Origin of the sequence: Schleiferilactobacillus harbinensis (genome assembly GCF_008694105.1) — a bacterium.
GTDB classification, from domain to species: Bacteria; Bacillota; Bacilli; order Lactobacillales; family Lactobacillaceae; genus Schleiferilactobacillus; species Schleiferilactobacillus harbinensis.
The window spans coordinates 1,959,955-1,972,775 of sequence record NZ_CP041364.1 but is presented as its reverse complement, the minus strand read 5'-3'; the positions used below and the strand labels follow the sequence as shown (position 1 = coordinate 1,972,775).

Sequence of the window (12,821 nt, the reverse complement as noted above, 5' to 3'; positions counted from 1 at the left end):
GGTAATTAACAAGGGGGACAGGGCAATGCGCGACATCAATCTGATTGCGGTGGATCTAGGGGCCAGTTCCGGCCGCATTGTCTCGGGCGAATTCACCAAGAATGGCCCGGAAATCAAAGAAATCTTCCGCTTTGGCAATCGGCCGGTGCACATTGCCGGCGGCTTATATTGGGACTACATGAAGCTGTTCCAAGACATCAAGTACGGCTTGAACATGGCGGAGAACGAAGTGGGGGCGCTGGCCAGCTTCAGCGTGGATACCTGGGGGGTCGATTACGGGCTGCTGTCGCGCTACGGCGAAGTGGTGGCTGCGCCCCACAGCTACCGCGATCAGCGTACGACCGTTGACCTCAGCGCTTTTGGGCAGCTCATGCCCGCGGCTCAGCTGTTTCAGACCACCGGGGTCTATCCCCAGCAGATCAATTCCAATCTCCAGCTCTTCAGTGATTTGCGCCGCTACCCGGAGTATAGCGGGTTAGTCGCCCAGGTTCTGCTGATGCCGGACTTCATGAACTATCTGTTCAGCGGCATCGCGGAGACAGAGTATACGATTGCCTCCACGACAGGCCTGCTGAATGCAGAAAAGTGGCAATGGGATATACCGCTGATGACGAAGTTGGGGATTCCCACCCCTTGGTTCGGCAAACCGGTGGTCGGCGGCCGAGTCCTGGGACCAATTTTACCTGCGATTCGAGAAGAAATGGGGCTCACGAGTCCCTTGCAAGTGGTGATGGGTCCGGGGCATGATACGGCAGCCGGATTGTTGGCGGTACCGCTCATGCGTCACCCAGACAAACCCACGGCTTTCCTCAGCAGCGGCACCTGGTCGATCATGGGGATTCCCACCAAAGCACCGATCACCAACGATACGGCCTTTGCTAATGGGCTGACCAATGAAGGGGCTTTTGACGGCAGCAACCTGCTGCTGAAGAACCTGACCGGCCTCTGGATCATCCAGGAACTCCAGCGGGAATGGTCCCTGAAGGGGGACAGCATCAGCTTTGAGCGCATGACCAGCGAAGCAGATCATGCCACTAGCATTCACGCGTATATTGATACCGGCGCCGACGTCTTCGCTCAACCAGGTGGGATGAGTGAAAAAATCCACGACTACCTCATCAGCACGCTTCAACCATTGCCTAAGACCCGGGGTGAACTGATTCGCCTGGTGTTAGAAAGCATCGCGTATAGTTATCGGGATACCTTGGAAAAAATAGAAGAAGCTGCTGGCGTGCGGGTGGAACAAATCGCCATGTTCGGGGGCGGTATTCAAAACCGCGTACTGGTGCAATTGACGGCGGATGTCACGGGGCTGCCGGTGATCACTGGCCCAATCGAGGGGAGTGCCACAGGCAATCTCGTTGCCCAGCTCCAGGTGCAGAATATGGCCACTGATGATGAAGTACAGGAAATTGTGACCGCGTTGAGCGATGCCAAGCAGTGTCTGCCGATCGCAGAGAAGGAAGTCGACACGGCCTATCGATTGTACAAGAGTGCGATTGCCAGTCATCAACGGTAATCTGAGTTCAGCAAGAAAGGGTTCCAGAGCGCGATTCGGCTCTGGAACCCTTTCTGTTTGATTTGAAACTGGGCGCTAATTGATCGTTTCTAATGCGTAAATATCATGGCCCTGATGCCGCGGAATGGTGAAGTGTACGCGGCCCTCTTGGATGGTAAACGGGATTTCTTGATGATCACTGACCCGTTCGATTCGCCGAATGGTCTTCGGGAGTTTTAAAGAAAAGTCAATGTCCACGAGGGGCAAGGCCTCTTCAATGATATCGGTATACTTGCTGCGGCGCTGCTGAACATAATGCAGCAGATGCAGTACATACCGTTGGGCAGTTGGCTGCTCATTGAGCACCACATCGGCAGTACTGGGCAAGTTAGTTTGGATCAGCGGGTCGTGATCAAGCAATTGCTGGATGGCGTCCATCACGGCTGCCTTATAATTATACGTCGCCGTGGTGTTGTATAGCGTAAAGATTGGGTGGGCGAAGAAGACGAATGCCTTATTCTGCGCAATCGCGGGATAGTCAGTGGGCGTGTGGAACGGGGCTTGCATATGACTGTAGAAATGCTGGTAGGTCCGGTTGAACCAGGGCTCATAGATGCGGGCCAACGAGGCAGCGCCGGACTGCAGCGCGGTGTACATCCCGCCGCGATAATACAATACCTGTTCGAAGTCCTCCCCATTGCGTACCCAGTAATTCGTTTTGTAGGGACTGTTTTTGATAAATTGGACTGGAAACTGGTCGAATGCAAACTGACCATTGGCAAACCCGGCATGGAATGAAGTGAGCACTTTACCGCCGGCAGCCGTAAATGTATTGACTTTAGCCACCAGCGCGGCGGTGACCGATACTTCATCTGGTAAAACGACCAATCGATAATGGGACCAGTCCATCTCTGAATCAACTACATCAAAGCTTTGATGGGCTTCATTCAACATCGCTACCGCACCGGCCAAAGGCGCAGGAATCTTCACACCGGGTTGGCTATCTGGGTAAACAATCGCGATATCTGCTAGTGAACGGGTATCGGTCAAATACGGTTCAAGCGGTTTGATCTGGTTGAAGACATTGCCAATCAACCCATACGTGTGAGCTTGCAGACGCCCATTCGGGTACATCTGGTCACCGATGGATACCTTGCCGCCGTGGGCGAGAGTCAGAAACACTTCATAGTCCAGCGCGGCAGGATTCTTATAGCTGCCGAAATCGGCCCAGCCAAAGTGGAATTTCGACGTCATGCCCAAGTAATCCATACCCAGATTCTTGGCATAACGAACGGTGGCGGGGAAATAGCCGTAGCCCCATTGACTGCTGGCCAGCGCCTCAATTTCTAAATGGGAGTTGTCCGCAAGCGTTTCTCGAATGGCGGGATTGATTGACCCGGCATTATAGACAATTGGACAGTCGGGTACCTGGGCTCGAATAAACGCGGATAGGTCATGTTGGAAGTGAATCGTGACCGCGTTAACATAGCGGCGGACCTGTTCAGAATCAGTGGCATCGATCCCGGCGGCCGTCATTTTAGCCATACAGGTATGGCAATAACAGGGCGATTGACGAATAATATCGAAGAATAAACCGTCCAGACGTCCCTGAAAATAGTCCATGACTTCGAGTATTTGCTGCTTGAGATAATCAACATAAGGCGAATTGAGACATAATCGTTTGAAACCAGCCTCCAATGGCTTGATCGTCGTAGTCAAACCCTGCAGGATTTCACCGTTTTGGTTGCGCTGAAACCACTCGGGATGCTGATTGCCGATGAATTCGTCGAAGCCCACGGATAGATAGATCGGTGCCTTAATTCCGGCCGCGTGAGCGGCGTCAACTTGCTCGGATAAGAGATTGCGATGCAGATCAGGATGATGATTAGCCGCTTGCGTATCATAAAACGCGTAGCCATGGTGATCTTTCGCAAACAGTGTGATTGAGTCAACACCAGCTGCCAGCAAAGTGGCGGTGAATTCTTTAGGGTCAAACTCTGCAGCGATGGGGCTGCCGAGTTCCGGTGTGTGAAAATCAAGATGAATTTGGCGATACGCTAACTCGGCCATTAAGCACCTTGTCCTTCCGTTGTTTCAGCCGCTTTGGCATTGGCCACTTCTTGGGCATACTCAGTTTTATCAAGTCGTTTAACAAACGGCGCCCAAATCGCAATGTTGAGCAGGCAAAGCAATACCTGGAACACCACGACACGCCAGCCGCCAACCAAGAGGCCGTTCAGGACCACTGGCATACCGGAAATATTGACGCCGTTGAAGCGCGGCAAAAGATTGATCGCCGTCGCGACGTAAGCCAGAATAACGTTAATACTGGCGGTGAAGACCACCGGGATAAACAGGGTGAAGTTCAACACGTAAGGTACCCCAAAAGCCAACGGCTCGCCAATACCAAAGAGCATCGGGACCACAGCCAATTTTCCTAATGTCCGGTAGCGTTCGGAGCGGGCTTTTAATAACCAAAAGACTAAACCAAAGAGAACACACGCCCCAGAGGCATAAACGTAAATGTAAGAATAGCCGATAATGTTAGGCAGCGCCGCGCCGGCCTGGTATGCATTCAGGTTTTCCACATCCATTTGCAAGTAAACCGGCAGCATGACACTCAAGGCCACCAAATGGCCATGAACGCCGAAGAACCACAGGAAGTTGACGATCAACATGATGACCACCAAGGCAATCCAGCTGCTGCCCAACGATTTGAGTGGCGTTTGAATCAGTAAAGTGATTAAAGCGGGTAACGTCGCCACGCTGGTCTGGGCAAAAATGATCTTTACTGCGAAGAAAAGCAGCAATACGGCGCCACCGGTGGTCAAAGCTGCAAAACTGCGGGTAATCATTTCGGGAACGCCCACCGGCATCTTGACGTACAAATTGTGATCTTTAAAGAACTTCATAATGCCGGGAACGATTAATGCCACAATGATTGCCGTGAAAATACCTTCAGCACCGAGTAAATGAACGGGCAGGATGTCCTCTCCCTTGAGTGTGCCGAATGGCTGGACCACCATGTAAGCCATGATTGACAGCAAGCCGGCCATGTAACCATCCTGTTCTTTTGACTGCGCCAGATTGTAGGCAATGGCGAAGGCGGCATAGATCGACAGCAGCCCCAAGGTGACTAAATTGGGATATTTGAGCAGCGGTTTGATACCGCTATTAGTCAGGAATTGCTGGTAACCAGGCGCGCTGATCTTAGCCGCAATGGTCGTTACGATCGTTAATAGCGACCCGATAATAATGATCGGCATTAATGATGCCAAACCCATTGAAACAGCTTTGATATATGAATTTTCTTGAATCTTAGCCGCAATCTTGAGGACGCGGTCGTTGAGTGATAATTTTTCGGACCCCATAGGATTCCCTGCTTTCTTTGTAGAATTTGTGGTGGCTGTTCTTGAATTCTTTTGGTGATTTGTCCTTCACCAGTCCATGCATCCCTGATGGGCACGTAAGTTTATTGAAAAAAATGATTCAAATGGGAGCAGGACGACTCAGGACATCTTTAGCGTACTAGAATTTTAATGAACATGGAAGCGCTTTAGAAAATGTGACGTATCACCACCCGAAACGCCTTTAAAGAGTTCATAATCGCCCAGAATTCGCCATCAATCACCGATTCCGGTCAGTACAACTGCCAATGTCTGGAAGTTGGTTATGAGCAGTACGTAGGGTAAGGCTAACAAATTATTGGGCATATTCGGCCAACAGCGGGCCGTATGGAACAAACACTATTATTGAGTATAACGATATTGTGAATGAGTGTATAAGAAAAGGCCTCGAAAGTTTTTCGAGACCCATTTGAAGAGTTGATGGGTGTTGACCTAATCCTTTTCTTCCCCAACTAGTTTCTGGTCATAGAGTTTAAAGAACGGATAGTAGATAATGACCGAGAGGCCTAAATTCACTAGGGCTAAAACCACTGCCGCAAGACTGCCGCTCGTACCTAGCCAAGCACCGAAACCGACTGGAAGAATCCAAGCAATCGCCGAATTGACGACGCCGACCCAGCCCAGCTTGATGGCGACATAAGCCGTCGTCGCAAGCACCAGCGGATTAACAATGAAGGGAATGATCAGATAGGGGTATAGACAATTGGTGCGCCAAAGATGACAGGCTCGTTGATGTTAAAGATACCCGGGAGCAGGGCGGTGCGGCCTAAAACCTTCAGCTGCTTGGACTTAGCCGCGAAGTTCATGAGCAGTACCAGCCCGAGTGTACCGCCAGCGCCGCCAATGAATACCCACATATTGATGAAGTCGCCCGCAAAGATATTTTTCTGACCAGCGATGTTTTCGGTTAAAGCTACTAATAAAATTGGATTAACAAAACTATTTTTGATAATCGCCGTCCCATGGACACCGACGATCCAGAGCAGATGAATCAGCAGCAGGATGATGATCATCCCCAGCCAGGAGCCGGTGAGATTTTTAACGAAGCCAAAGGGAGCGGATAACAGGGCGTGCAGGTCCGTACCCATGAAACCCAGGATCATGGTGATCACGATCATGACAAAAGCGACAAAGATGGCTGGAACTAAGGAAGCGAAGGATCGGCTTACACCTTCTGGGACACCATCAGGCATTTTGATGGTTACGTTGTGCAATACACAGAAACGGTAGATTTGCACGGCGATGACGCCTGTGACAATGGCAATAAAGATGCCGATACCGCCAAATCGGGTGATCCAGCCATTGGCTAGTGCTAGGCCATTGACTGTTCCTGTGCCGTCTTTGACAGTTACCGCAATTCCTTTGGCCATCCCGTTGGACCAAACGATAGACGGAATCGTCATCAAGAAAGCGAAGAGGGAGAGAATCGCACCAGTAAAGGAGTTGAGCGATTTTTCGCCGGCCAGACGATATTCTTCGATATAATAATAGCCGACGGCCAGTGAATAGTAGAGGGCAATGGACCCTAATGCCATTGTGTTGCCCAGCATGTAGAAGCCGCTGAAGCGCAGCACCGTGTTGGTGAGAAAATCTGCCGCAAACGGCAAAATCTGAGGCAAATTGTTCAGGATAAGGAAGATGGAGGCAACGATGGTGAAGGGTACGGCTGCCAAACTGGCATTCATGATGCCGCGCACCAGCTTTGTACTGGCCACTTTATTCAGCGGGGGCAGCAGCCGTTTTTCCAGAAACGCAAAGAACTTATTCATCTTGAAGTCCTCCTTGGGTAATGAGATTACGATACCAATAATAGCTGTCCTTGGGATAACGGGCCAAAGTCTTCAAATCCTGTTCGTCCCGTTCAACGTAAATAAAACCGTAACGTTTGCGAATTCCTTCGTGGACACTGATCAAGTCGATGGCCGACCAAGGCAGATAGCCCTGAACCGGCACACCAGCCGCCTGGGCTCGTTGGATACTGCGAATGTGCTGTGCCAAGTAGTCGATGCGGTAGGTGTCATGAATTTGGTGGTCACTGGTCAATTCGTCGTAGGCACCCAGACCATTCTCAGTGACAAAAATAGGCAGTGCATAGCGATCGTTGATCATTTCCAGAGTGGTTTCCAAACCCAAAGGATCAATCGTCCAATTGAACTGATTCTTGGCCAGGTAGGGGTTTGTTACGCCCTTATAGAAATTCGGTTCATAGACATCTTCTGATTGCTGGTCAGAAATACCGGCCAGCCGGTCCTGCCCTTTTTGGGGGAACTCTACAGTCGCACTGGTATAATAATTAATCCCTAAGAAATCAGGAAAGTTTTGGGTGACGAGCGCGTGGTCCTCTGGCAGAATAGCCAATTCGACACCGGTTTTATGCAAATAATCGTGCAGAATAGGGTTAATGATACCCTTAACTGAGAAGTCCAGGTAGGCCCAGTTGCGCACAGCATTGAAATACATAGCCGCGCGGATGTCCTCAGGTTTTGCAGTGGCTGGATAAACATAAGAGATGTTGGGTACTGGCCCAATTTGACCATCTGGAATAATTTCGTGACAGGCTTGAATGGCTGATTTTTCAGCCACCATCAGATTGTAAAATGCCTGATAGCGTTCCTGGTGCGTATAGTGAAAGCCGACGATCTTTTCATCAGCCAGAAGCATGATGTTGGGCTCGTTGATTGTCAGCCATTTCTTCACGCGGTCGCCAAAGTGGGAAAATAGGACACGGACATAGGCTTCATAAGCAGATATGGTGGCACGATTATTCCAGCCGCCGGCTTGTTGCAGATTATCCGGCAAGTCGAAGTGGTATGTTGTGATGATGGGTTCAATATGGTGGGCCAGCATGGTATCAATGACGGCATTGTAGTGGGCAATGCCACGATCGTTGACTGGGCCAGTCCCGGCGGGGATGATGCGCGTCCAAGGAATCGAGATCCGTAAGGCGTTGATCCCCATTTTCGCCAAGAGGGCAATATCTTCCCGATAATGGTGGTAGTGATCAACGGCGACAGTAAAATCAGCGATGTCATGATTCTTCCGCGCCCGCGTGTCTTGAACTGACAAAGACTTGCCATCTTCTTGATAGGCCCCTTCGGTTTGGTGGGCGGAAAGGGATGCGCCCCATAAGAAAGTTGAATTTGCCATTTTTCTCCTCCTGCTAGCGTTTACATTCATTCTAGGATACTTTACTCTGGAATTATCAGGAGTGAACATAAGCCGGTGGTAATGTGCTGGTTGGGAAAGGAGTCGCCGAATGAAAGCCACAGCGAGTCAAGTACTTGCCCGGCAACAACGGGAATTTGAATTATTAATGGACCGAAAAAGGATTTCTATTACGGAATTGGCCGCTTTGCTGCAAGTGTCCAGAATGACAATTCTGCGGGATTTGGCGTTATTTGAGAAAAAGAAGCTGATCATCCATGATTATGGCACGGTGGTTTGGATCGGTGATGTTCAGTCAGCAAGTGCAATTGCCTCTTTACGGCAGCGGCAATATCTGGATGCCCTAGCCGCGGCAGTGCAGGATCAGCAAGTCGTGTTGATCAATGCCAGCCCGATGACGGAGTCTGCAATTTTGCGTCTCAGCAACAGACCGGTAACGATCGTCACGAATCAATTACTCACCCGTGCGGACTTCTTGTACCGACCGGCTAAAATTATCATGACTGGCGGTGAGCTGAATATCATTAATCACTTACGCTTCTTTTCCGGAGCCACGGCTATTCAAACCATTAAGGCGCATCCGGCAGACAGTGCATTAATTTTTGCCACTGGTCTGACGGAGCGCTTGTTGACGACAGAAACGCTGCCGCAATCCTTGGTGGACCGCACAATGATTGAGTATGCCGCTACAAACTATGTCTTTCTGGCGGATAATGCGTTGGGCAAAGAAAGTACCTTTATGAGTGTCAAGCGGGAGCGCATCCGGCACATTCTGCAAGCAGGGAATAAAAAATGAGCCGCAAGATTGCGGCTCACATTTCTCTGGACTAATCTTCCCACGGAATAAAGTTCGTAAAGTCCACAGTCCGCGGATCGTCATTCATCGGACCTTTGCCCTGCAGCGTCGCAATCTGCTCATGATTGTCAGCATCTAATTCGAAGTCAAAGACTTGTGCATTGGCGGCGATATAGTCCGGATGAATCGACTTGGGCAACGGCAGGAAGCCTTCTTCCAAGCTCCAGCGGATCAGGATTTGGGCGGCGGAGCGGTTATGTTTTTTTGCAATCGCGGTGACGATCTCGTTATTCAACAGCTCACCGGTAACCAGGGGCGAATACGCCTCGTTCAGAATGTTGTTGGTCGTATCATAGGCGACCAGTTCCTCTTGACGGTCAAAAGGGTTCAAGTAGTTTTGATTCACCGCCGGGACGACTTCCTGGGTTTTTGCCAATTCTTTCAAGTGGCGCACCATATAGTTAGACACGCCGATGGCTCGAGCAGCCCCGTGGGTGTAAAGATACTCCATCGCCCGCCAGGTAGTAGCGTTGAGCTTTTGCCATTCCTGATGGTGGTTGGCAATTTCAGCGCAGTGGACTAAGTACAGGTCGATGTAGTCCAGCCCTAACCGTTGCAGTGAATCAAACTGGGCGTGCAGGACATCATCGTAATTCAAGCGCTGTTCGTTCCATAGCTTGGTGGTGACAAAGATGTCCTGGCGGGGGACACCCGAATCCTTAATGGCTTTGCCTACGGCCTCTTCGTTACCATAAACGGCAGCCGTGTCGATATGCCGGTAGCCGATAGCCAGCGCGGCCTTCACGGCGGTGTAAGCGTCATCTGGCTTAGCCTGCCAGGTACCGAAGCCAATGACGGGAATATGGACGCCGTTGTTCAATGTGTACGTGTCGGTTAATGACTGTGCTTTGATTTTACCCAATCCAATCGTCTCCTTTGTGATTGACTTGATTGTATCGGTAAAAATGGCGCAAAGTCAACGCGCGTACTTGGTGATGATCTCGGCCAGTACAGCGGCTGCGTTGGCAGTGCCAGTTTTAGCCGTATAGTACTGGTGAAAGCGGGAATCGGCGAGATACATTTGTGCCAAGCCTTGATGAGCCTTGGCAGAATAAGTCGGCCAAGTATAATGCAGCCACTCCTTGTGCAAAGCAAATACTTGGTGGGCAGCGGCGGAGTTGATTGTGCCGCTTGCAGCGACTTGTTTCAGCAGCGTCAACATTTTTGCTTCAGTACGTTGCATGGCAGCATAATCGGCGGCAGTTAACCCGGCATACTGATTGTTTGCGGCCGTCACTTGGTCTTCACCATACTTTTCGCGAATTTCGGGGCCAAATTGAGCATCGTTATCCGTAATCTGTTTCTCCTTGAAAGCAGCGAATTTTTCTTCATCTGTCATCGTGGGACCTCCTTGACTGAGTGTTTGATCTAGGTTGATAAGCAAGCGATTGAGACGATCTCGTTCTTGAACAATTCGGGTTCGTTGAGACTGTAGGGCGGTCTGCTGAATTGCTGGCGGGGCATCAAGAATCTGACGTATGGTAGTTAATGGCATACCGAAAAGGCGGAGAAACAGGATGCGTTGCAACCGGTCGACTTGTGCTTCGGTATATTCCCGATAGTCATTGTCTGGATTCCGCTGAGCGCTTAACAAGCCGATGCTATCATAGTAACGCAGTGTACGGGTACTGATACCGGCTAAGGCGGCTAGTTGTTGAATTGTGTAGACCATGGGATCATCCTTTCTTGTTGCTCACAGTATAGTGTATAGGTTGACGCAGCGGTAAGGTCAAACAAAAAAAGAGACATGCCCGAAAAAATTCGGCATGTCTCTTCGTCGTTAAGGAGTCTAAAGTTGATTAGGCGTTAACAGTATTCTCTTCCTCAACCTTGTCAGTCCAAGGAGTCGCCGTTGTGGCCAAGACCTTGTTCAGACGCTCAATGTTAGCGCGTCCCTCAGTCTCCAACCACTTGCGGCCAGCCGCTTCGCCCTCAGCAGCGAACGGCTTGATCCCTGGCTTCCAAGTTGCCCGGCCGCAAAGGACACCATTGAAGGTGGACCCAGCGTCCTTGGCGAATTGCAGTTCCTTTAAGAACAGCTCGTTGGATACCCCAGCGGACAAGAAGATGAACGGTAAGTCAGTGGCTTCGCTCTCTTCCTTGTAGTACTTAGCGGCTTCTGCCTTGCTGTAAACCGGCTTGACGCCTTCGTCAGTGAAGCCTTCGACGAACTTCTGGTTAACCGGAACTTCCAGCTTCAAAACGGATACGTTGTATTGCGGCTTGCTGAATTCCTTAGTGGCAGCGATGACTTTGTGCGGCTTAACCTTGGCAAAGTCAGCGGCGCTGGCGTTCTCGTTCTTACCATCGTAAGTAACCAGCTCCAAGAACAGCGGCAGGCCGTTTTCCTTGGCTTCAGCACCGACCCGCTCAACAAAGGCATACTTGCGATCGTTGATGCTGTCGGGTTCGTCTGGATCATAGTAAAGCAGGAACTTGACGGCGTCCCCGCCCTCGTTCTTGATCCGCAGGGCCGATTGGTTGTCGATCAAATCAGGGAAGCGGCCGGGTTCAGTGGCATCGTAGCCGGTCTTCTCGTAAGAAAGCAGCAGACCGGACTGCGGGTCACGGACCTTAGTGGCCGGCAAGCCATATTCAGGGTCGAGCAGAATGGCACTGGCGTACTTGGTCAATTCGGCAGAAACGGCCTTCTTGAAGTCCACGATCTCGGTTTCGTTAGCGGGCTTGTTGCCGGCTTCCGCGATCATCTTCTTGATCGAACCCCGTTGGTCAATGGCCAAGGCAGAAATGACATTGCTGTCGTTAGACAGCTTCTTCAAGTGTTCCAACTGTGATGCATTCAATTTGACACTCATGAATAGAATGGCCTCCTATTGTAATTGCGTTTGTTTTCCCAAACCGCCTCTATTATAGAACAGGTTGGCGCTGACGTCACATATTACCCCCGATATACCCGGGAATGCACACTTTAGTCATGGTGAAAAGCCGCCACCGCCTGGTATGTTTGCTGTAATACCGGGTCTAAGGCAGTCCCGCGGGGATAAATAAAGCCCATGGGCAGTGGGGTCAGGGTGTCGGCCAAGGGTAGAATGCGCCAGCGATGCGGATCTTGGCTGCGCAGAAAAGCAGCGGATACTAATCCCACGGCGTGGCTGTGTTGTACGACAGTGGCGATACTGTGGTAACTGCCTAGGGCGAGCTGGTAATGAGGAACCAGCGATTGGGCTTGGAAGGCATCGTCCAGAATACGCCGGACATAGAACCGGTCGGCCAGGACGGCCAAGGGTACGCGGCTTAAGTTAGCGAGGGTGGCCTTTTGCAAGGCGTTGTTATCCGGCGCAGTGATGGCCATGAGACGATCGCTGAAGAGGTAGTGGCTGCTGATGGCCGGATCATCCACGGGCAGAAAGGCAATCCCGGCATCCAAGGTATGATTTTTCACCTGGTCAATGATATCCGTGGTGGTCAACTCGCTCATTTGAATGGTGAGTTGGGGACAGGCATCGGCGATTCGGCCGATGATGGGCGAGAAAAGGTGATTGCCGGAGGCCCCAAGACGCAGCGTCTGCCGGGGCGTGCGGGCCGTGACCGAGCGATTGGCATCATCAACGGCTTGGAGGATTTGAATCGCATGGAAGGTGAATTGCCGTCCAGCGGTGGTTAAGGCAATGGCCCGGCCTTGGCGATGGAACAGTTTGGTACCCAGGACACTTTCTAACTTGCGAATCTGCATACTCAGGGCGGGTTCACTGATATCCAGCCGTTCGGCGGCTTCACGATAATTAAGGGTCTGGGTCAAAATGTTGAAATAGCGCAGCTGGGTGAGTGTCCACATGAAAGACGGCCCTCTTTCTAATTGATAATCGTTACTTATTGGTTACCAAGTATACGGCATATTGTTCACGGGTGCACGACTTAATATACTCAATGTGAA

9 protein-coding genes and 1 pseudogene are annotated in these 12,821 nt (G+C 50.9%); 2 read left to right on the top strand and 8 right to left on the bottom strand.

The window, feature by feature from the left end:
* The first annotated feature begins 25 nt into the window (after positions 1 to 25).
* Positions 26 to 1,519: a rhamnulokinase gene (locus FMM01_RS09830; RefSeq protein WP_150392395.1), complete on the top strand. Its 1,494-nt coding sequence runs from the start codon at positions 26 to 28 to the stop codon at positions 1,517 to 1,519.
* A 75-nt stretch (positions 1,520 to 1,594) separates the two neighbouring features.
* Here the strand turns inward: FMM01_RS09830 and FMM01_RS09825 are convergent, their stop codons facing one another.
* From FMM01_RS09825 to FMM01_RS09810, 4 genes and pseudogenes are all read right to left on the bottom strand, one after another.
* Positions 1,595 to 3,568, bottom strand: a complete 1,974-nt coding sequence (locus FMM01_RS09825) for an alpha-amylase family protein (protein WP_150392394.1) — start codon at positions 3,566 to 3,568, stop codon at positions 1,595 to 1,597.
* Positions 3,568 to 4,869: a PTS sugar transporter subunit IIC gene (locus tag FMM01_RS09820; RefSeq protein WP_150392393.1), complete on the bottom strand. Its 1,302-nt coding sequence runs from the start codon at positions 4,867 to 4,869 to the stop codon at positions 3,568 to 3,570. The genes FMM01_RS09825 and FMM01_RS09820 overlap by 1 nt, the downstream gene beginning before the upstream one ends.
* Before the next feature lie 468 nt (positions 4,870 to 5,337).
* Positions 5,338 to 6,674, bottom strand: a pseudogene (locus FMM01_RS09815) (PTS transporter subunit EIIC).
* Positions 6,667 to 8,052 (bottom strand): glycoside hydrolase family 1 protein, encoded by a 1,386-nt coding sequence (locus tag FMM01_RS09810; RefSeq protein WP_150392392.1) that lies wholly within the window; start codon positions 8,050 to 8,052, stop codon positions 6,667 to 6,669. The pseudogene FMM01_RS09815 and the gene FMM01_RS09810 overlap by 8 nt, the downstream one beginning before the upstream one ends.
* Positions 8,053 to 8,161: 109 nt before the next feature.
* Between FMM01_RS09810 and FMM01_RS09805 the strand changes: the two genes are divergently transcribed.
* Entirely contained in the window at positions 8,162 to 8,866 is a 705-nt protein-coding gene (locus FMM01_RS09805) for a DeoR family transcriptional regulator (protein WP_150392391.1), read from the top strand.
* 31 nt (positions 8,867 to 8,897) lie between these two features.
* Here FMM01_RS09805 and FMM01_RS09800 read toward each other — a convergent pair whose 3' ends face one another.
* From FMM01_RS09800 to FMM01_RS09785, 4 genes are all read right to left on the bottom strand, one after another.
* Positions 8,898 to 9,788, bottom strand: a complete 891-nt coding sequence (locus FMM01_RS09800; RefSeq protein ID WP_223849919.1) for an aldo/keto reductase — start codon at positions 9,786 to 9,788, stop codon at positions 8,898 to 8,900.
* Between the two features lie 54 nt (positions 9,789 to 9,842).
* Positions 9,843 to 10,598 (bottom strand): MerR family transcriptional regulator, encoded by a 756-nt coding sequence (locus tag FMM01_RS09795; protein WP_150392390.1) that lies wholly within the window; start codon positions 10,596 to 10,598, stop codon positions 9,843 to 9,845.
* A 127-nt stretch (positions 10,599 to 10,725) separates the two neighbouring features.
* Entirely contained in the window at positions 10,726 to 11,742 is a 1,017-nt protein-coding gene (locus FMM01_RS09790) for a tagatose 1,6-diphosphate aldolase (protein ID WP_027829475.1), read from the bottom strand.
* A 113-nt stretch (positions 11,743 to 11,855) separates the two neighbouring features.
* Entirely contained in the window at positions 11,856 to 12,722 is an 867-nt protein-coding gene (locus tag FMM01_RS09785; protein ID WP_150392389.1) for a LysR family transcriptional regulator, read from the bottom strand.
* Positions 12,723 to 12,821: the final 99 nt, after the last annotated feature.

What these genes read in the sequence shown, in the direction of transcription:
- FMM01_RS09830 (WP_150392395.1), top strand. Translation starts at nt 26, where the DNA reads ATGCGCGACATCAATCTGATTGCGGTGGATCTAGGGGCCAGTTCCGGC.
- FMM01_RS09825 (WP_150392394.1), bottom strand. Translation starts at nt 3,568, where the DNA reads ATGGCCGAGTTAGCGTATCGCCAAATTCATCTTGATTTTCACACACCG.
- FMM01_RS09820 (WP_150392393.1), bottom strand. Translation starts at nt 4,869, where the DNA reads ATGGGGTCCGAAAAATTATCACTCAACGACCGCGTCCTCAAGATTGCG.
- FMM01_RS09810 (WP_150392392.1), bottom strand. Translation starts at nt 8,052, where the DNA reads ATGGCAAATTCAACTTTCTTATGGGGCGCATCCCTTTCCGCCCACCAA.
- FMM01_RS09805 (WP_150392391.1), top strand. Translation starts at nt 8,162, where the DNA reads ATGAAAGCCACAGCGAGTCAAGTACTTGCCCGGCAACAACGGGAATTT.
- FMM01_RS09795 (WP_150392390.1), bottom strand. Translation starts at nt 10,598, where the DNA reads ATGGTCTACACAATTCAACAACTAGCCGCCTTAGCCGGTATCAGTACC.
- FMM01_RS09790 (WP_027829475.1), bottom strand. Translation starts at nt 11,742, where the DNA reads ATGAGTGTCAAATTGAATGCATCACAGTTGGAACACTTGAAGAAGCTG.
- FMM01_RS09785 (WP_150392389.1), bottom strand. Translation starts at nt 12,722, where the DNA reads ATGTGGACACTCACCCAGCTGCGCTATTTCAACATTTTGACCCAGACC.